General features: G+C 52.5%; 7 protein-coding genes. 3 read left to right on the top strand and 4 right to left on the bottom strand.

Annotated features, from left to right (window positions below; translation table 11 throughout):
* Nucleotides 1–62 precede the first annotated feature (62 nt).
* Complete coding sequence (locus tag AC6I9Z_RS09205; RefSeq protein WP_461455447.1) at nt 63–458, bottom strand: hypothetical protein; 396 nt, start codon at nt 456–458, stop codon at nt 63–65.
* Nucleotides 459–665: 207 nt separating this feature from the next.
* Here AC6I9Z_RS09205 and AC6I9Z_RS09200 point away from each other — a divergent pair, with 207 nt between their 5' ends.
* Complete coding sequence (locus AC6I9Z_RS09200; RefSeq protein WP_461455445.1) at nt 666–1,952, top strand: NADH:flavin oxidoreductase/NADH oxidase family protein; 1,287 nt, start codon at nt 666–668, stop codon at nt 1,950–1,952.
* Here the strand turns inward: AC6I9Z_RS09200 and AC6I9Z_RS09195 are convergent, their stop codons facing one another.
* On the bottom strand, nt 1,953–2,486 hold the full coding sequence (locus tag AC6I9Z_RS09195; protein ID WP_461455443.1) for a Crp/Fnr family transcriptional regulator: 534 nt from the start codon (nt 2,484–2,486) through the stop codon (nt 1,953–1,955). It lies immediately after the preceding gene.
* A 92-nt stretch (nt 2,487–2,578) separates the two neighbouring features.
* Here AC6I9Z_RS09195 and AC6I9Z_RS09190 point away from each other — a divergent pair, with 92 nt between their 5' ends.
* Both AC6I9Z_RS09190 and AC6I9Z_RS09185 read left to right on the top strand, forming a co-directional pair.
* Nucleotides 2,579–3,310 carry an SDR family NAD(P)-dependent oxidoreductase gene (locus AC6I9Z_RS09190; protein ID WP_461455441.1) on the top strand — a complete coding sequence of 244 codons (732 nt, stop codon included), beginning with the start codon at nt 2,579–2,581 and terminating at the stop codon, nt 3,308–3,310.
* A gap of 11 nt (nt 3,311–3,321) precedes the next feature.
* Nucleotides 3,322–3,981: a TVP38/TMEM64 family protein gene (locus AC6I9Z_RS09185; protein ID WP_109357363.1), complete on the top strand. Its 660-nt coding sequence runs from the start codon at nt 3,322–3,324 to the stop codon at nt 3,979–3,981.
* Nucleotides 3,982–4,177: 196 nt separating this feature from the next.
* On the opposite strand, the gene AC6I9Z_RS09180 is transcribed toward AC6I9Z_RS09185, so the two are convergent.
* Nucleotides 4,178–4,690, bottom strand: coding sequence for a toxin-activating lysine-acyltransferase (locus tag AC6I9Z_RS09180; protein WP_461455438.1), 513 nt, complete (start codon nt 4,688–4,690; stop codon nt 4,178–4,180).
* A gap of 15 nt (nt 4,691–4,705) precedes the next feature.
* Nucleotides 4,706–20,875, bottom strand: coding sequence for an SPM autocatalytic domain-containing protein (locus AC6I9Z_RS09175; protein WP_461455436.1), 16,170 nt, complete (start codon nt 20,873–20,875; stop codon nt 4,706–4,708).
* Nucleotides 20,876–21,292: the final 417 nt, after the last annotated feature.

The raw sequence follows: 21,292 nt of genomic DNA, 5'->3' as shown, positions 1-21,292 counted from the left end.
CATAGGTATGCGAAACGGCGAGGTCAACGCCGCGATCAGTCTTTGGCGATCATAAATTGAGGTTAGATGACTGCGCCAACCGCCTTGATGATAGCGATAAAAACAAACGGCAGTCCGAGCGCCAATGTCCACAAAACAATCTGGTCCTTGCGGAAACGGGCAGCGACACTTTGTTCGGTCAGGCCACTATCTGCAATCGTTTCCCAGCGCTTTTCATATTTGCGGCAAAACGGAATGATGATTGCCACGAGCAGTACGAGGCCAAAATAAGGTGCAATAGACATGCCCTTGGTTTCAATGAAACTGAGCACGAAGAATATTTGCATCATCGTATAGACGAGCAAAGCGCCCGCGCAGTTATTGCTCATTTTCTTGTCCCAGCGCAACGATCGCGTGGACTGCACGTCACGACTGGACCGATGTTTTGTGACTGATTTCCGGGATGCTGCTGCAACCATTTTCATTCCCCTTCAACAGACTCTCTCCACGCCGCCGGGTGTACCCCTCCGATCTGACGTGTTTTCTACTATAACTGGTTTTTTCCAAAAGCCAAATCGGCGGATTTCAGGCTTAAAATATCATTAACATGACTTATGGCTTGCCAAAAATTGCGTGTTAAGACAGAATCAGTTTCTATTCGCAATGTAATTATCGGGACTTCAACCATGACCATCACTCTCGCCGATCCGCTCACACTGCCTTGCGGTGCCGTCCTGCCCAATCGTATCGGCAAGGGTGCCATGACCGAAGGAATGGCCACTCCTGACGGTGTTCCAACCCCGGAACTGGAGCGACTTTACGGCATCTGGTCTGACGGCGGCGCCGGCATGCTGCTGAGCGGAAATATCCAGATTGACCGGGATCACCTGGAGCGCCCCGGCAATGTCGTAATCGATAAGCCTGCTGATGAGGCAATGATGGCTGCGCTGAAAAGCTGGGCGGACGTTGCCACACGCAATGGCAATCATTTCTGGGCCCAGATCAGCCATGCCGGACGACAGACCCAGAGCAATGTCAACAAACACCCTAAAGCACCGTCTGCGGTAAGACTCGGTCTGCCGGGTGGCCAGTTCGGCGAACCGGTCGCATTAACGGTGCCAGAGATTGAGGACTTGGTGGACCGTTTTGCACTCGCTGCCAAAACTTGCCAGGATGCCGGTTTTACCGGTGCACAGATTCACTCGGCCCATGGCTATTTACTGAGCAGTTTCCTTAGCCCTCGTGCAAATCAACGCACCGATGACTATGGCGGCAGTCTCGAAAACCGGGCACGTTTTTTATTGTCCACGGTCGCCAAGGTTCGTGCTGCCGTTGGACCGGATTTCCCGATCTCCGTAAAACTCAACAGTGCCGATTTCCAAAAAGGCGGCTTTGCGTTTGAGGATAGCTTGCAAGTCGTCCAATGGCTGGAAGCGGCCAGCGTTGATCTGATCGAGATTTCGGGCGGCACCTATGAACAGCCGGCATTGATGGGCGCAGACGGTCTGGAAGAAAAAGAGGAACAGAATGTCGCACCGTCCACACAGGCTCGCGAGGCATATTTTGTAGATTTTGCCAAAGCCATGCAGGCTTCCGTCAAAGTTCCTCTCATGGTTACCGGCGGTTTTCGTACCCGTGCTGCTATGGAACAAGCCTTGTCTGGCGGAGCTGCTGACCTGATCGGTCTCGGCAGACCGATGTGCGTCGTAACCGATGCGCCAAAACAATTACTTTCGGGGCTGGACGAGTTGCCACGCTATGAAAACACCTTGCAACTCATTCCCGATTGGCTCGGTTTTCTCAAGCGTTTTCAAATGGTCAAGGCCATCGATGGGTTCGCAACCATTTATTGGTTTTATGAGCAGCTGTTCAACATCGGCAAAAGTGGAAAAACCGATCCCGGACTCAGTGTCTTCAAAGGTTTTCGTGCGGTGGAAGCTCGTAACAAGCAGATTATGGCAGGTCGGAGCTGATTAACTTGCATCGGTCACCCGCTTTTTGATCCGGCTCAGTCCAACCGGAGTCACGCCCAAATAGAGCGCAATTTCATTTTGTTTGACCATATCCATGATATGCGGAGTGGTTTTCAGCAACTCCCGATAGCGGTCTTCAGCCGACAGGCACAGAAGTTCATATTCCCGCCGCTCCTTTTTCATCGCAAAAGCGAGTAGGAAATCCACCATCACCCCGGCAATATTGGCATTGTCCCGGCTTGCCGCATAGATTTGATTGAAATCCAAACGGATCAACTCAGCCGGCTGCAGGCAGACCAAACTGAAGGATGAGCTCTGCCCGGCATAGCTAGCGGTCAGACTGCCGATAAAATCTCCGGGCTGAATGAAGGATTTTATATGCTCCTTGCCCTCCCCCGACAGATAATAGGCTTTTAACAACCCCTTCCGCACGGCGTAAAGCGAGCCATGATCTTCTCCTTGCCGGAATAGATGCTCTTCCGCTTCTGCCTGAACCGGTTTTCCGTATGTTTCGAGAAATTGAGAAAACTGCATCACTTTTAACCCAGGTTAATTACGGCTCCGTCCTCTTAGCGTAATAGCGCCTTCGACACAGTGCTAATCATTTTAAGAATAGAGGAAAAACCATGACGATCAGCGGCAAACGGATAGCGATTACCGGTGGCGCGTCGGGCCTTGGGCTGGAGCTCGTCCGGCAGCTGGCGTCCGACAATGAAATCATTGTCATCACCAGACCCTCTGCGGCTTTGGACCAGCTCAAAAGCAACTATCCCGAAATCACCATCTTCAAGGCCGACCTGTCCGACGAAATGGCGGTTAAACAGGCGGCGTTCGATTTGATTGCAGGCTTTCCTGCCATTGATGGTCTGATCAACAATGCGGCTTTGCAATACACGCCCAGTTTTCTCGATGATGAATTTGATTATGGTCAGATCGCCAATGAAATCGCCACCAATTTCACTACCCCTACGCAGCTTTGCTATCTACTACTCCCTGCCCTACTCAATGGTAGTAATCCATTCATTCTCAACGTGAATTCAGGGCTTGGATTGGTCCCCAAAACAAGCTCCGCCATATATTGCGCGACCAAAGGCGCTTTGAATATTTTCTCCCAGGCGTTGCAGAACCAGTTGGAACAGACAGATGTTGCGGTAATGCAGGCCTTCCTGCCACTGGTCAACACGGCGATGACCGCCGGTCGCGGCGATGGCAAGCTCCCGCCGGACAAGGTGGCGAGCGACATCATCAAAGGCATTGCTGCACGAAAAGCCGACATTGATATCGGCAAAGTCAAACTTTTACGTCCTATTGCCCGGTTCATGCCCGGTCTCGCTCGTAAAATCATGAAATCTGGTTAAAGGAATAGATAATGAAACCACTTCTTAAAGTCATGGCGATCCTGACTCTTATTTTTGCATCCACCTTTATACTGGGCCGGGTGCTAGGAATATTGACCGTCGAGAACGTCCGCTGGCTGCTCGAACAAGCGCAACAAGTTGATCCGACCTATGTAATCGCCGCCGTGGTGCTACTGCTTTTCATTGATCTGTTTGTCGCTGTCCCAACCCTGACCATCACCTTGCTTGCTGGCTATTTTCTTGGCTTTCCACTCGGCATGGCATCGGCGCTTACGGGCACAACGCTGGCGGTGCTGGCCGGCTATGCAATCAGCCAACGCTATGGTGACCGGGCGCTAGCTTTTCTCGTCAAGGACGAGGAAGAACGCAGCAAAATGGCCAAGGCCTTTGCACAAAGCGGTCCGGCGATGATCACGCTCGCCAGATCAGCTCCGATGATCCCTGAAGTCACCGCTTGCATGGCCGGTGTCACCCGAATGCCGTTAATGCGATATCTGACCTTCTACGCTCTTGGCACCGTTCCCTATGTTGGAATTGCTGCCTATGCGGGTTCGATCAGTAGTTTGAATGATCCCAAGCCAGCAATTTTTGCAGCGCTGGGATTATATACAGTCCTATGGATTGGCTGGTTTATCTATCAACGCCGCCAAACGATAGAAACCGTTAACTGACTCAAGACACGCTCCGTGCGAATTAGCTTCTAACCGATGATTACTAGCGTAAAATCCTAAGAAAGCGCCTGACTTGTCAAAGGTGCGGGAACATATTTCTTCCTTAGCGCTGCTCTCTTCTTCGACAGCTAATGATGCTGGATAGGAGCTTGAAACAAATCTGGGGTACGATGATATATCGCTAATGTGATCCCAGCTATTGCTTGGTGGCCCCAGCAGCTTCAATCACGGCTTTAAGTTTGTCTCCAGCATCAGAATCTATTGTTTGCACTATACGCTCCCCGGTATTGGGGTCTGTCTGATGGAAGTTGAACGCTTGTCCCTTGAGGGGGCCAGAAATCAGATCGGCAATCATCACCTCACGCTGCTTATTCTGATTGGTAGCAAATGGTGCAATCAGATCGACCAGCCAGATAGTTTCACCGCTGGTCCATTCTTCCAGCGTCAATCTGTTTCCCGGCTCTATCATACCGCCTTCAAGCTTCTTTTCAGCCGCTTCATTGCATTTAGCCCATAATGCGAGGCCAACAGGCTGATCGCCATCTCGGAACAGATAAAATTGCTGGTTTATCAGGGCTGGCATACACAGCCATTCCAAATCACCAATCTGCATCGCTTTATGAAGCGGCGATTGCGTCAGAAGCCAGGTCATTTCACCAAGCAAATGGCTTACCGTGGGAGCGGATTCTTGTTCGGCAGTTTCAGTCATTCAGAAATCCTAGCATCAGGCCGCAAAATAATCGAGCGGAACGGGGTTACGATCACGCTCTTTCATGGTTTCTGCCGCAGATGTCACGCCAAATGTGGTCATATCCTGTGTCATCAAGGCAATTTTCAGTGCATCTCCATCAGAAGTTGCCGGATCACTTGAATAAACCCCTGCAGCTTCGGCTGCACCGTTCCCTGATAGATCGGTATTTGCAATCCTGACCCTCTCAACCATATCCGCTGTTGCGGGAACGCTTTCATCAAAATAATCGAATACATCTTGGTCCGCAGGGATATCCAGCGATGTGTCAGCCAAACCTAGCAGCTCTCGCTTGTACAAACCGGCTCGCAGAGCATTGAGATCTGCAGCTTCGGTGTTGCCGTTATCAGACTCCGGCGGAATCGAAACACTTGCAAGACTGCTGGACGATAAAGATGCCCCGTCTGTTGGAATGGTGCCGTAATTGTCGACATAAGCCTGGCGCAACATATCGCCTTCCGATGCTGCGCTCAGAATGCCCCTTTCGATATGATCACGTGACATACCGTTTAACAGGTCCCTGCTCGTTGGCAGGCTTGAAATTTCCGCGAGTGCCAAATCTTGTGCTGCACTAAGTTGCTGTGCCGCAGGCGTGGCAGCCGGGGTGCCAGCTCCTCCATTATCCTGTGGTTCAGCAGGTGCAGGTTCATTCGTCACAGGAGCAGATGGTGACGGTTGATTGACAGGTTCCTCCAATGGGATGTCACCTGTTGTTTCCGTTGGTAACGGACGATCCAGACCGAAGAGTTCCGTTACCTCTGCACGGCCGTTATCATTGGCATCACTCCAGACCCGCAGATCATAATAGCGTTCATCGGCGGACGTGAACTGACCATCACCATCGCTGTCAAAATCATTCATGGCCTGGGCAAGGGTCATCGTCTCTATCACTGGGTCGATGATGCCATTGCCATCCGCATCAAGGGCGAAAACCGTGCTCGACGGGAATTGCGTTACAACCGGTTCGGAGATGCGCTCCCAACGTAGCGCCACATCGCCGACCGCCGCGGTGGTGCCATCGGTGCGGGTGAAGGTAGAGGTACCAAGGATGCCGATATTGCCTTCATCCGATTGCTGCTGCGGTGTGCCGACCAGCGCAATGCTGGCGATCCCTGCATCGGGCAGGGACAGTAATTCTCCGGCGTCTGAAATGCCATCTTCATTGGCATCTTGCCACACGAGAAACTCGCCAAAGCGCGTGTCTTGGGCATTGAAGATGTTGTCGCCATTGCTGTCGAAGGCGCTCAGGCCTTCGAGATCGGTTCGAGCACCCGGGAGGTCCTGAATGAAGGATATTTCCGCGCCGTGGGTGATCAGGCCATCGCCATCGCGATCCAGCGCGAGGAAGCCCTGCCCGCCGCCAATCCAGCCGGTTTGATCTTTGGTGCCGTCGCCGTCGATGTCGAAAGAGGCGGTGATTTCGGTAGACTGAATGCCAGAGCCATCAAGATCAAGAACGATAGGAGGAAGAGTTTTGAGAAGAGTCGAGCGAAATGGCTCACCACCCCAGTTATACCCGCTCGCTATTGAGACTAGAACAATATCAGTTGGCCATCCGGGAATCGCAAATGCTGGTCCCGCTGCCTTTGTGATCAGCGGGTCGGTAGCGTCAATCACCCCGTTGGAATTGGTATCTTCGTGGATATAATAATATGTCTGAATACCACCTTGGAAAGGATTACCTTCTGCACGACCCAGATAAAGGTATCCCGGTTCAAGAACAAAACTACCTGTAATACTTACTGGAGCAATAGTGCCCGTATATATAGTTTCAGCTTCAGAAATATCCGCAATATTAAGGTTCAGAGTTCGATCAACAAAGCGCCCGCTATTATTTGCCTGCGCAATCCGAACCGTAACCGAGTACGGGATTGCAGGATCAACACCCAGATTAGCCGCGCCCCCCAAAGCTTCATAGTCAAAACCAGATGCTATTCTAAGCTGGCCAGAGCTGTTGATTGAAAGTGCATTGCCTGCATTTCCACCAACGATTGAATAGGTCAGCGCATCTCCGTCCGCATCAGAGGCGGTTACATTGGCGATAAGCGCATTGGACCCGGGCTGATACGCGTTTTCGGCAATTGTCGCCGGAACTCCGGCAGCACGCGCGATACTCGCCGTCGGCAGGTTATCATCCACATTCCCCACATTCAGCGTCAGTGAACGGCCACCGGCACTGCGTTGACCATTGGCATAAGCGTAGACCGTTGGAACGCCTGCTGTCGGAGTCGCTTCGTAGTCAAATGCTGACCTTACGTGCAACTGGTTGCCATTCTTGATTTCAAACTTGCCCGACACGGTGCTGCTGTTCGCAAATACATAGCTCACTGGATCGCCATCCGGGTCTGTGGCACCGGTGAACGTCACGCCGGCATAACCGGTCGCGTTCTCCGCGATACTTGCATTGCCGGGCTGGGACGGGGTGCCGGGGGCTTCATTCACATTGAGCAAGGTAATCCGTCCGGTCCGTACACTAGACACCGGACCACTTGCCGTTGTTGCAACCACCTTCACATCGGCATACCCCGCTGTAAATGCCGTGGGCCTGGCTTCGTAATTCATAGGTGAATTCAGAACCAGTTGTCCCGACCCGTTAATGCTGAACAACCCGCCTGGATTGCCCCCGGATGCAAAGCTGTAGGTAATCCCCTGTCCTTCCGGATCAACCGATCCGCCGAATGTCAGCAACACACCGCTGTTATTCTCATTAACGCTGGCGCTGAACGCGTTGGGCGTACTTGGCTTCTCGTTTACGTTGGTAACATTGACGGTAAAGGCCTGGTTGGCAAACTTGTACCCGGAAGCACCATTATTATCGCGCACCTGCAACGTCAGGTTGTGGGTCCTGTTGACAGGATTGTCATAGTCCAGAACCGTACCGGACTTGGTCCGCAACTGGTTACCGACAATCTCGAACAGACTGCTGCCCCCGGCTATGGAGAGCACATGCCCAGCCTCACCGAACAGCGCGGCATCTTTGTCGGGATCGCCCGTGGTTATGGTATGAACAAAGCTACCACCCGCCGCCGTTTCGCTTATCGAAGCAGATGCGGCAGATGTGAACGTCGGCGTCTCGTTAACATCGAGGACATTGATGGTGAGATTGTTGTTCTGGACGTTTAGCGAACCATCGGACGCTCTGATATTGAGAGTCACCTGACCATTGGTCGTCGATTCATATTGCACGGTTCTGCCGCTCTTCACGGATACTACACCGGTGCTGGAGTTAATCGTAAACCAGTCGCCGGTATTCCCTCCTACAATCGCGTAGCTTAGCGTATCGCCATCCGGGTCCGTCGCTCTGGCGGTGATCCCTGCGAGTACGCCAGCAGTAGCACCATCGCTAATCTGGCCAACGACGCCGCTCGCGCCCGAACTATAGGATGCATTGACGTCAACCAGACTATAAGGGCTTTCGTTGACATTTGTGATATTCACCGTGAACGCCTGATCATCGGACAGCGTCCCGCTATTACCGTTATTGTCCCGGACCCGCAGCGTCAGATTATAGCTGGTGGCGGCTTCATAATCGAATACTACACCCGCCTTGACCCGCAACTGGTTACCAACAATCTCGAACCGGCTCGTGTCACCCGAAGCTATGGAGTAGACATGACCTGTTTCACCAAATGCAATCCCATTCTGGTCAGGGTCTGTTGACGTCAGTGTCTTCAGCACCGTGCCCCCTGCAGAGCCTTCCGCAACACTTGCAGTCGCACCGCCAGTCAATACCGGCGCTTCATTGATATTTTGGATTGTCACATTCTGCGTAATAGCCGCCGAAGTTTGGCCATTCGCTGTTGCGACAATACCGAATGAACCATTGGCGTCGTTTTCATAATCAAGTGCCGAAGACACCCACAGCTGGTTACCATTCTGAATGGAGTATTTGCCATTTGTTGCGGTCCCGGTTGCAGAGAAAATATAGGTAACCGGATCGCCATCGGGATCGGTGGAGGAGAAACGAACACCGGTATCGCCAATCTGATTTTCATCAAATACTGCAGTGGAGCTCGTCGAGCTCGGGGTCGTCGGTGCTTCATTCAAATCCACCGGACGGATAGCGATATTGCTGCGGACAAAGCTGAGCCCATCGCTGTCAGTAACACGAATATTGACCAGTGCATCGCCCGCTTCATAGTCGAGAGATTGACCGTCAGCGAGATAGAGAAGATTGCCCTCCACACGGAATTTGGACGCCTGCGGACCGCCATCGATAGCATAGGTCAGGCCTGCTGTTCCATCAGGATCAGTTGCGGACAGAGTCGCCACCAGCGTTCCACCGGAACCAACGCCCACAGCATTTTCATCAAAAGGCGAAGGTGCCACGCCAATAGCCGTGGGCGCGCCATTAACACTGACGGCAATTGTTTGCGTGCTGTTGGTCGATACGGCGCCATTGCTGGTTTCTCGCGAACGAGTGCTAATAGTAAGTGAGAAATCAGCGGCACTGCCCAAGGGCGGTGTTATCCGAAGCGCTGCCAGATCCCAGGCTTTGACGTCAACCAAAGTCGAGCCGCCGGTTGCAGTGAAGCTGTTCGTGCCGTCTGACAATATCGCGCCTGCGGGAATACCCTCGACATTCAAATAGTCGATGACTTCGGAACCGTCATCATCAATCAGTCCTGCGGAAATTTGGGGCAGATTGATGACGGTATCGGCATTGCCGCCGACGTCGCCAAGCGCACCGATCGTGACGCCATCAGCCACCGCATTTACAGTTAGCGGCACGGCAATAGGTGTGGAATCAAATATACTGTCAGAGGCTGTCAGCATGATCGATCCAGCACCACTGGCATCAGGAAGGCCGCGAACCGTCACTTTGCGACGTCCCTCATTTCCAGCGCCAGGCACAAGATCTATGGATACAATTTCAACCGCTCCGCTTTGCCCGGGCAGAACCTGAATGGATGTCAGCGGTGTCTGACCGCTGTCTTCGACATCAAAGTAAAGAACCGCAGTACCGTCTTCATCGAGCTCAGTCGGATTATTGGCATCGGCCACTATGGTAGGCGGCGTATTGAGAATCCATGCGTCGTTAATCGCATCCTGTTGCGCAGGTGTTAACTCGGTCAGACTGGTGGGCTCAGGGATGGCCGCCATTGTCGTGAGCAGTTGCGAAAGACTGTCGACGGTCGTCGCAGTGGATTCACCGGCAATAAACATCCGCAATACAAATTGCGCACCAGCATTGGTGAAGTCACCTGCCGTGGTATTAACAAACCAGTCTTTGATAATGACCTGAGACGGTTCACCTAAGACCTTGACGCGCAAGTCTTTTGTTCCTGCTTCCTTGGTGAACCAGATATCGGATTTTGCTATATCGGCAGAATATTGAACAACATCTTGCAGGTCCAGCGCCAATGCAGCACTGGAATCATAGTTGTAAATAATGTCCGAACCGCTGGTTTTGGTGAGGAAATATTGATCATCACCAGCACCGCCGATCAGAATGTCATCTCCCATTCCACCATCCAGCATATCGCCAGCATCGCCGGCATCCAGGATATCGTTACCGGCTCCGCCGTGCAGACTATCGCTGTCACCTTCGCCAAATAGGCGATCGTCGCCATCACCGCCATAAATCATATCAGCGCCGGCTTCACCAAAGATGAAATCATCCCCTGAATCGCCATGGAGCGTATCGTCCCCGGCACCGCCGTAGACAACGTCATTACCTGCGCCACCGTGAACTTCGCTGTTGCCGTCAGTACCATGCAAGCGATCCGAGTGGCTTGACCCGACCAGCATTTCGAAGCCCGAAATTATATCACCAGTCGCATCGGCTCCGTTTGCGCTGTTGGTTTGAATGTTGACATCGACACCGTCCAACACCCGGTCAACCTCGGCTGCGATAACAACGCCATTGACTGACGATGCACCGATAAGGCCGGACATGAAAGTGGTTCCAGCCACCGAGCCGGCGTAGGTCAATGTATCAACGCCGCTCCCACCATTCAAAATATCAGCGCCTGCGCCACCTTCGATCGTATCGCTACCGGCACCACCATCGATCTGGTTGGCCGCTGCATTGCCCAGAACATCATCATTGCCAGTACCACCGACGATATTTTCAATGCTGGTTAGTTTATGCGCTGGATTGTCAATATCAATCGACAGCGCCGCTGAAGTGGCTGCAAAACTAACGGTATCGATACCCTCGCCACCATCAATTGTGTCCTCTCCAACAACAAGCGCATGGATAAGATCGTTGCCCAATCCGCCTAGAATAATATCAGCGCCAATGCCGCCATCAAGGGTATCTGCACCATCTCCGCCATCCAGATAATCACCTCCAGCGCGGCCAAAGAGCAGGTCGCTGCCTTCAGCGCCCCTGATGGTGTTGCCATTGGCATCGCCAAACAGATTATCGTCAAATGCGGTGCCGAATAGCTTTTCTATTCCATCGTAGGTGTCACCGGCTGCAAATCCGGTATTGGCGGATGCATTGCCAAGATCGGCAGTTACGCCTTGACTCACAACCACTTGTTCCGCCGTCAGTCCAGAATAGTAGTAATTCGCATAGTCAGAGCCAGAACCGCCGAAGAATGCGTCAGCACCCGCTCCGCCGATCAGATTATCGTCGCCCGCTCCGCCATACAGAGTGTCATTGCCGCCATCTCCAAGGATTGTATCGTTACCATCCCCGCCATCCAGTATGTCATCACCGTCACGACCATCAAGAATATCGTCAGCGGCAGAACCATTAAGACTATCGGCCAATTGCGAGCCGTGCAGCCGTTCAATGCTGACAAGGGTATCACCTTCCGCCTGACCGCCACTGCCAACACTTCCGTCCAGACCGATTGTCACACCTGCTGCAGAATTCAGGTAATCGGCGGTATCCGTGCCCGCACCACCATCGATCATGTCGGCTCCGAGAGAGCCCATAACCACGTCATCCCCATCCAGCGCGTTGATCGCTTCTGACCGGAACGTTCCTTCGATGGTTTCGCCGGCTACCGTGCCTACTATCGTCTCGCCTGGCCCCTCGATGATTGAAATGTTGAAGTCAGCGAAGATGGACGAAATGCCGTCGGATGCCGTGACCCGTACGTTGAGATTGGAACCGATAGCCGCGGATTCACTGGAATAGCCAAAAGTCTTGCCGGTTGGGTCAAACGTCAACCACGACGGCAGAGCTGAACCGTCGGCGAGCGTGGCAACAAAATTCAATCCATCATAGGGATCGGTTTGATTGCCATCCGCATCGGTAAAGGCGGATGTCGGTATTGTATAAACAAAATCCGCGTTGTCGATCCATAACTGGTCAGCAAGACCGGGCGTGCCGGTAACTGGCGCCAAGTTGCCTGCATTTGCCAACTCGACAGTTTCTCCCCCAGCAAACTCGACAAATTCGAGATCGACATATGTGTCTACACCATCATTCCCGTTCGCGAGATTGATATCGGTTATTGTCTTGTTTACACTGTCAATCAGATAGTCGGAACGATTGCCACTATACACAGCAGTATCGACACCTTCGCCTCCATCAAGCGTGTCATCTCCTTCACCACCCTGAAGCGTATCATTGCCCGCAAAACCCTTAAGCACGTTGTTGACAAGCGAACCCGTCAATGAGTCGTCAAAATCAGAACCGTCGATATTCTCGATAGAAAGATTAGCGATAACGTCGCCTTGCGCATCTCCGCCGCTGGTTGCGTTGGTGGTTAGATTAACCGACACCCCAGCGAGGGATGCGCGATAGTCGACCGTATCAATTCCGCTGTCGCCATATAGCTGATCCGCTCCACTGCCGCCAATCAGCCGGTCATTTCCTGCACCACCACGCAGAATATCATCGCCACTATCGCCCGAAAGTATATCGTTACCAGCATCGCCATTAACCTGGTCATTTCCGCGACCGCCAGCGACATTATCGTCGCCCAAGCCGCCGTTGAGAATATTGCTGTACCCGTTACCGGTGATTATATCATTGAAGTTGGAACCAACGACATGCTCAATCGATATCGGGCTGACCCCGTCATTCGAAAGGTCAACAATCGCTCCGAAGATACTATCGGTCAAACGCAATTCATCAACGCCATTTCCGCCGTCGATCACGTCTTCCAGTGATCCATCATTACGCGCGCGCGCGTAAATAGTATCGTTTCCTGCACCGCCAAGCAGCGTATCTTCTCCGTCACCGCCTTTGATGAGGTCATCACCGGCGCCGCCGTCAATGCGGTCGGCTCCGCCTGAACCGCCATCTAGGGTGTCGCCACCGTCTGTACCGATGATACTATCGCTAAAGACAGAACCCAATGCACTTTCGATAGCAACAAACTGGTCACCCTCAGCATCGCCTCCATTGCCGGTTCCGATACCCAGATCTACCGTAACCGCCGCCAGTGATGCCGAATAATCAACCTGATCAGTGCCCGCACCGCCATCAATAATGTCTGCTCCAGCGGATCCGGCAAAAATATCATTCCCCGCAAGACCGATCATCGTCTCCCGCCGGAACGTGCCCGCTTGGATGTCATCGCCAGTCGTTCCGACAACATCACTTCCCAGTGCTTCGGAAATGGTAATCAGGAAGTTATCAGAAATCGAATAACCCTGATCCGTTGCAGTAACCTTGACCTCTAGAACTGATCCAACGGCTGAGAGAGGAGGTGTACCCGTAAAGGTTTGAGTTGTTGCATTGAAATTAAGCCAGGCCGGAATTGCACTGTCGTCTGAAAGGGACGCTGTAAAGACCAGTGCGTCACCCAGATCAAGATCGATAAAAGCCGTCTCAGGGATGGTGTAGTTTGCGAGAACACCGTCTTCCCAAACCTGATCAACCATCTGAGGTTCACCGAGTATCGGTTGATTGTTCGGGTCAATACCAAGACTTATGGTCATGTCCGCAAAGCGAATAGATTCGATATTCTGCAGCTTGTCTGTGCCGTCGGTTATCAGACTGGTACTTCCGGTCCGCAAATCCGTAACAGTTGTGATCGCGCCGGTGTTGATGGAATAATCGGACCGTTTTCCGGAAAAGACTGCCGTATCAAATCCTGCACCACCATAAAGCGCATCATCACCGCCGCCGCCGGTCAGTACGTTGTTATTGGCATCGCCAGTCAACAGATCATTAAATCTCGATCCCGTCAAATTTTCGATCTCGATATACCAATCGCCATGGGCATCACCCTGTGACGCTTTAATCACAGGTGCCGATTCAAAGTCGGTCGAGCTATTGGTCGCAAGATTTGCGCGAACACCGTCGATAAGGATGCCGGTCGAAGCATCGACCGTAGCCGCACTGAATGCTTCCGTCATGGTTATATAGCTTGCTGTATCACTACCCACGCCGCCGCCAAGGACATCACCCAAGCTGCCAGCACCGCCTATTAATATGTCATTGCCCGCACCACCATCAATCATGTCGTTGCCGTCATACCCATCAAGGATATTTGCATCGTCAGATCCAACAATGAAATCATCACCGGTTCCGCCAATGATATTTTCGATATTGATGAAACTACTGGTGTCATTGGATGGATTAGGGAAAAAGAAATTTTCAATAGTAACATCTGGTCCGGTGATATGAATGCCAGCGGGGCTATCACCGAACACACCTGGTGCAATTATAACGCTGACCGTACCAATGTCCCTTGCGTCATATGTATCAACACCCTCACCACCGTCTATAACATTACTCCCGGCACCGCCGCGCAGAATATCGTCTCCCTGACCGCCGTTCAAAGCATCAGCGCCGCTCAGGCCCTGAATAACGTCATCTCCTGCGGTTCCGGTAATGATCTCATCACCATTGCTACCAACTATGGTCAGGGCGCCATCAATCGCCACATTACTCAAATCCAACGTGCTACCAGTCAGTATATGCAACTCAACGCCAGTGAAAGAGCCTGTCGAAATTGCTTCAACATTGGTTAGCGATTGAACGTAGATTCGCGCGTCATTTTGCGTCGCCACAAGGCTGTCATAGCCTTCTCCGCCATCAATCTGATCGTACCCTATATGGGCTGCATACAAAAACTGGTCATCACCTGCGCCACCATTTAAAGTATCTGAACCCTCACCACCAACCAGAATATCGTCGGCAATACCGGCATTGACAGTGTCATTCCCAGCAAGTGCTTCATAGCGTATTCCACCGATCAAAGCCGGGTCGACATTGATCGTATCGGCATTTGCCGTACCCATTATGGTGGCACGATCTTCATATTCGGAGAAATCCCGCCAGACAGAATCATATGCATCGAGAAAAGCCTGGTCAGGAGTTGCTGGCCATTCAGCGGGTGCAGATGTACCATAGATACTCATCACCGAAACCAGTTCAGCAACATCTCCGCCAGCCAAAGCCTTGTCAGACGCGATGATCCGGCGCGCCTGATTTGCATTGTCTCCAGACGACAGGATCCAGTCTTTTACCAGTACGCTTGTCCCCGTCCCGATAACAGTGATCAGCAGGTCAAAATTGCCAGCCGCAGCACCGGGCACTTCGCTAAACCAAAGCTGGTCAGAAGTAATATCATCAAAGACAAGTTCGTCATTCCCGCCGCCGGTTACGACCGTGTCGTTCCCGCTATCCCGATTGAATAAATATTGATCTGCGCCCAACCCGCCATCCAGCGTATCGTCACCAGCACCGCCGTCCAAAACATCATCGCCATCGCCTCCGTAAAGCCCGGCTGCGAGAGTTGTTTGCGGACCTGCCCCGGCCGAAATCAAACTGGCCGAAGAGTCATTACCCTCTCCGCCCAACAAGACATCGTTGCCTGCCCCACCTTCAAGCCGGTCAATTCCGGCGCCACCGATCAGCTGATCATCCGCACCGACACCATCATCGCCCAGCAATATGTCATTGCCGTCGCCGCCTGCCAGAACGTCTTTATCAGCACCGCCCTTGATCAGGTCGTTGCCAGCACCGCCATCCAGATTATCTTCGCCGACGCCGCCATCCAGCGTATCATCGCCATCATCGCCGACCAGAACGTCAGCGCCTGTCAGGCCAGTGAGGGTGTCATCTCCCCTATTCCCCTTGAGAATATTGTCATCAGCATTGCCGGTAATCGTATCTGCATAATGTGAGCCAAGGGCATTTTCTATTCCGGTCAGCTGATCGCCACTGGATTCGCTATTCGCAATTATTGCCGAGGCTGCCGCGGTCCCCAGATTTATGTCAATTGCTGCATCCGAACTTACATATGTGACGGTATCTACGCCCGCACCGCCATCTATATTGTCCGCTCCGAGTCCGCCGGAAAGAAGGTCATCACCGTCGCCGCCATGGAGCGTATCATTGCCGTCCAATCCGGAAAGAGTATCATTTCCAAAGCCGCCCGTCAGCGTATCAATACCAGAGCCCAATACAAGACCGCCACCAATCGTACTGCTCAGTGATAGCCCTCCGGGGAAGCCGATCGGTCCACCAGAACCGGGCAAAGTTATTACACCGCCAAAACCGGATGTACCCACCAGGAATTCATCGATCGGGTTTTCTGATGTATCGGTACTCGCTGTTAACAAGTTGCCAGAGGCATCGAATTTTAGACCGGACAGGTCGAAGGATGAGCCATCAGAAAACTGGATCGTTTCCACAGCTTGATTGGCATTGATTGCAGCACCGCTGCGGAAATTCTTGATCCGGACTTTGTCAGTTGTGCTGCCAATCAGAGTTATTACAAGATCATCACCACTGAAATGGAAACCCAGATCAGCAAGACCGATCGCCGCGTCGCCCGTAACACCGGCATTACCGGTATAATCTTCAAACAAAATCGTATCACTACCAGCGTCTGCAAAAGTCGCCACCTCAGCAACTTTGTTGCCGGTGACCGTAATTCCATCGACCCAACCATCAGCTGCAAAAGTAGTAGGTGCCTGAACGTTGCGGTAGTTATAGCCCACACTCTCCTTACGATAGACTATCTCGCCGGTGTCAGAATTCGTGACGATATGGTCAAACCGATACAGACCCAATTCATTGTCGATTAAATCGAAGTTGGAAACATAAGGTGGTTGCAAATTACCATTATCATCGACGATGATATTTTCCGAGGCCACCAAATGATCATCAATAGTGTCTTCACCATCACCGCGACCGAACACGTAAAGGTCATCTCCGGAAGCCCCCTTCAATATGTCGTCGCCCTTGCCTCCTGTAAGGTCGTTTTCGCCGGCGTCCCCTTCCAGACTATCTGCAAAATCGGAACCGGTGAGGTTTTCAATACTGTCAAACACATCACCGGCAGCATCACCAGTTGCAGCAATATTCTGCGTCAATGATGCGGTTACACCGGTAGCCGCAGTTTCATAACTTGCTGTGTCCAAGCCAAGTCCACCGATCAGAATATCGCCCGCCGGAGCGCCATCACGTGTGCCACCGGCACCACCAATAAGCACATCATTGCCCGTACCGCCGAGCAGAACGTCTGACCCGACACGACCAATCAACCGGTCTTGTCCGCTATTTCCGTTTATGATGTCGTTGAGCCCGCCGCCGGTAATGACGTCATCGCCAGCACCGCCAGTGATCCAGTTCGCAAGCGCCGCACTTCCGATCAAATTCCCATCGTCGCCGTCCGTTCCTGCACTAAGCGACATGCTGGCCACATCAACCGCACCTGTGTTGAAGAACACAAATGTTTCGATAGAACCTGTGGCCCCGGCATTACCGGACGGTCCCCATTCCTTAAGGGTAATAGTATCATCCAGGCTGGAAAAGCTGTTAACCGTGGCTCCAGAGGATTCAATCCCAATCACCAGGTCTTTACCACCATTGGCTGCGGCGAACTGGATATCATTAATATCGATGCCCAGGCCAAATTCCAGAATGTCCGACCCGGCACTAGTGACAATCGCATCGGCATCGGCAGGCTGATGCACATAAAGCGTGCCTGTTTCTATGTCGTAGCGCGTAGTTGCTGACCAGTTTTCGCCGTCAAATATGGTGCCATGCGTCGGGTGTGTAATCGACCCGTCAGTCCCGACAACATATCCGTTCTGGCCACCCTGACCAGAGATCCAGGCTGCATCCCATTCACTGGTCAACGCATCTATCAGCGTATCATGGCCATCGCCGCGCTGGAAACGAAACACATCATTGCCGCTGCCACCGATGATCTCGTCATCGCCCGCACCGCCGGACAATATGTCATTGCCCTCATCGCCGGTCAGCCGGTCATTACCTGTTCCACCGCTGACCGTATCCTGTCCAAAGCCGCCAAACAGCAAATCATCGCCATTGCCGCCAACGACAATGTCATTCCCGCTATCGCCAGAGACCGAGTCATTGCCCAACCCGCCATTACCGAAATCATTGCCTGAAAGCAGATAGACCAGATCATCACCAGACCCCGCATGGACAAAATCATTACCGGCCGTACCGACAATCGTTTCCGACCCGTCACTGCCCAGAATGAAGGTATCAAAGTCCGCCAGCCGGATTTCATTGCCATCGGCAAAGCGCAGCGTTTCGACCTTGTTGAAGCTGCTGAACCAGTCTTCCATCACCACGCGGTCGCCGTTAAAGACGCCGTCGGGAGCCAGTTCCAGGATCAGGTCCTTGCCATCGTCCGATTTGATCAGCTTGATATCATCAACGCCAATGCCCTGACCCAATACCAGAACATCTTCGCCGCCCGCAGCACGGCCGTTGGATGTGACCTGCGCGCCGCCCCCGCGCCAGTTGTTCAGGCCACCACCAAAGCGGAACAGGTCGCCAGACAGCGCATCGGCAATATTTCCATTAATCTCGCTCGCGGAAAGACCGTTAAACGCCTGTGCAACAACTGTTTCAACCGTCAGCCCGCTTTCATCGATAATCCGGTCCGCAGTGACATAGGTCGTATCACCGACACCAACCGCACCGACATCACCCAGCCGGAACAGATATTGATCATCCCCGCGCCCGCCGCGCAGGATATCCGCTGCCCCCGCACCGCCAGCCAATATGTCTCCGCCATCACCGCCCTCAAGCACATCGGTTCCGTCACCGCCCTCAAGCCAGTCAGAACCTTCACGCCCGATCAGAATATCATCGCCCGCGCCGCCATTGAGATAATTGCCATTGCCGCCAAGGGTGTAGGAAGCGGCCCCGCCCGCATTCAGCGTGTCGTTACCGTCACCGCCGAGCAGCCAGTCATCCAGCTTGCCGCCATAAAGAACATCATCACCCGCGCCGCCAAAGACATTATTGCCAAGATCACCGGCATGGACAGTGTCGTTACCATCACCAGCATCAATCGTTGCCGCAACATCAATGGACAGATCACCACTGGCGCCTGTGTTGACATCACCGCCGGTGGATAGCTCTCCGTTAATCGTGAGACCGGTTGTGTTGGCTATATATCCCGCGCCGCCGGCGACTGCGAAGCCATCAGTATTGTGGGTAACATGGGTTAGCGTTATCGTGTCGTCGCCGGACGTGGCTTCGATAGTGGTTTGCCCAGCGATGTCGATCGTGTCGCCCATCACAAAGTCACCAACGCTAATTAGGCGAGAGATTTGGTCACTGAACGGATCATAGTCAAAACCGAACTCGACATTGGCAACGCTGGTGCCTGCTTCTTCAAGCAGTGCACCAAAGCCGCCGAACCAGTCGGCACGGTGGCGTTTGGTGAGGCCGAGCTCGACGGCGCGGGCTAGATTGATCGCGGTTTCTGCAGCAAAGACGCTGTCCGATTCTCCCGAAACGATAGCGTTAATTACCGCGCTGTTGGCGAGATAGTTTTCATAGGCTTGCGCCGAAGCGATATTACCGAGCAGTACGGATTGATCGAAATTGGTCGCGCTCTGCCCGCCAACCTCAATCGATGCGTAGACCGCGCGTTTGACATAGGTGTTGCCGCCGATGATCTGAAAATCCGGATCACTAAGGCCCTGGTAAATGCCATAGCCGGTCAGCTTTTCAAACGCACCATCCTGTTTGGAGGAAACGCGGTACGTGATAGCGCGCTTGTCGCGTGTTGACGTCGGACGATAGACAAAGTCCGACTTGCGCATGCCATAATTGCCGGTTGTTATAGCACCGGGATTGTTTAACCTTCCGCCAGTCGCATCCAGAACGGCATTGAAAGTGTCGGCAACCAAGCCCGCCATTGCCTCCGCCGTCTCTTTCGATCCGCCCTTGCGGGAATAGGCATTGTCGACAACAAATCGGCCCTCCGCCTCGTTCCAGGTCGCATCGGCACCAGAGCGCGGCGTGCCGCCGAAGATGGAGCCGATAAGGCCTCCGACCACGAAACCAAGAAAAGCGCCTGCAAAAGCACCCAAAGGTCCTGCAAATCCTCCAAGAGCAGTGAATTTTTTGGCAAATAGGATGCCAAGCCCCGCACTGGCAACTGACGACCCTACAGCAGCACCAATTTGTCCTCCAATTGTGTCAAAACTAACGATTTCGGATGCAAGTTTGGTACCAAGAAATGACCCAATCGCATTGCCGATCAAAGCTGGATTAACATCCGAAAATAGTTCAACGACTTGTCCGTCAACGGTTTGCCCAAGCTGCGAGATATTGGATAGAACTTGGCCGATCACCGCACCAGCGCCAGTATTCAAAGCCTCGCCTGCAAACCCTTCTACACCTAAAGCATCAACTAATTCCGCTGTAAGAAAAGACGACAAAGCACCAAGGCCTGCCGATTTGATATTAGTAATAAACTCATCGCCAAACTCTGAAAATGCTTCATTTATGGAATCATCGATCGACCCGCCTGTCACAAAGCCGTCAAGAGCATCAAACAGGTTGTCACCAATCGTCTGCAAGGCTGCAGATGCAACTATCCCCGTCAAGGCATTTCCGTTTGCCAATCGATAGCCGAGTTGTTGACCGAGAATTCCTCCGGCGGTCGAGAAGTCTACGCCTAATGGATTCCCCGGAATCACTATATCACTCGCGATAATATTCCGAGTGCCCGGGTCGTAAGTTTTTCTAATGGATAAATTGTCGTAACTGACATCTCGACCAATCAATATGTATTCGCCCTGCTCGTCTTTGACCCTATCTCCTCGCTCATCCCGCCGATAAACATCGACTTGTTTAACTGCATCGAACACTTCACCGGTAGTGGGATCAATAAAATAAGATATGAAACCAATTTCACCCACTTCATCCGTTATGGCTTCAAGGATTGGCTCTCCATAACCAAGCCTAGGAAGCGCCTCGCCAACCTCATCTTTAAGAGGCACTTTTCCCCTACTAGTGAATCGAAATCCTCCGTAGATATTTCGCATCAGCTTGAGAGCCGCTGTTTGAGGGTCGGTATTCGTATCGACACCGGCTGCGACCAATTCCTTATTGAAGAGCCTTATACGATCATCGAGAAACTTATTTGGGTCCGAGAAATATCCAGCCGCTACTCCAGGCAAATACTGAAATTCCCTTATGACATCGTCCAGCAATATGTCTGATCTTGACAACCCATCGAAGCTTCCAGAAAATATTTCTTTGAAAACCTCGCCATGACCGCCTACTGCCCTCGAGTATTCCTTAACAAAGACGTGTCCTATTTCGTGCCATAGAGTGCCGGCGATGTGAGCATCACTAGATGCAAAGCCTCTTTTTTGAACGGCGTTTGGGTTCTCCAAATTTTGAAGATTTACTTT

Source organism: Parasphingorhabdus sp. (genome assembly GCF_059726685.1).
The sequence above is the reverse complement of the archived record's forward strand: the minus strand, read 5'-3'. Positions and strand labels throughout refer to the sequence as shown.

Bases quoted from the DNA above. Each gene is read 5' to 3' on its own strand.
- AC6I9Z_RS09205 (WP_461455447.1), bottom strand. From the start codon at position 458: ATGGTTGCAGCAGCATCCCGGAAATCAGTCACAAAACATCGGTCCAGT.
- AC6I9Z_RS09200 (WP_461455445.1), top strand. From the start codon at position 666: ATGACCATCACTCTCGCCGATCCGCTCACACTGCCTTGCGGTGCCGTC.
- AC6I9Z_RS09195 (WP_461455443.1), bottom strand. From the start codon at position 2,486: ATGCAGTTTTCTCAATTTCTCGAAACATACGGAAAACCGGTTCAGGCA.
- AC6I9Z_RS09190 (WP_461455441.1), top strand. From the start codon at position 2,579: ATGACGATCAGCGGCAAACGGATAGCGATTACCGGTGGCGCGTCGGGC.
- AC6I9Z_RS09185 (WP_109357363.1), top strand. From the start codon at position 3,322: ATGAAACCACTTCTTAAAGTCATGGCGATCCTGACTCTTATTTTTGCA.
- AC6I9Z_RS09180 (WP_461455438.1), bottom strand. From the start codon at position 4,690: ATGACTGAAACTGCCGAACAAGAATCCGCTCCCACGGTAAGCCATTTG.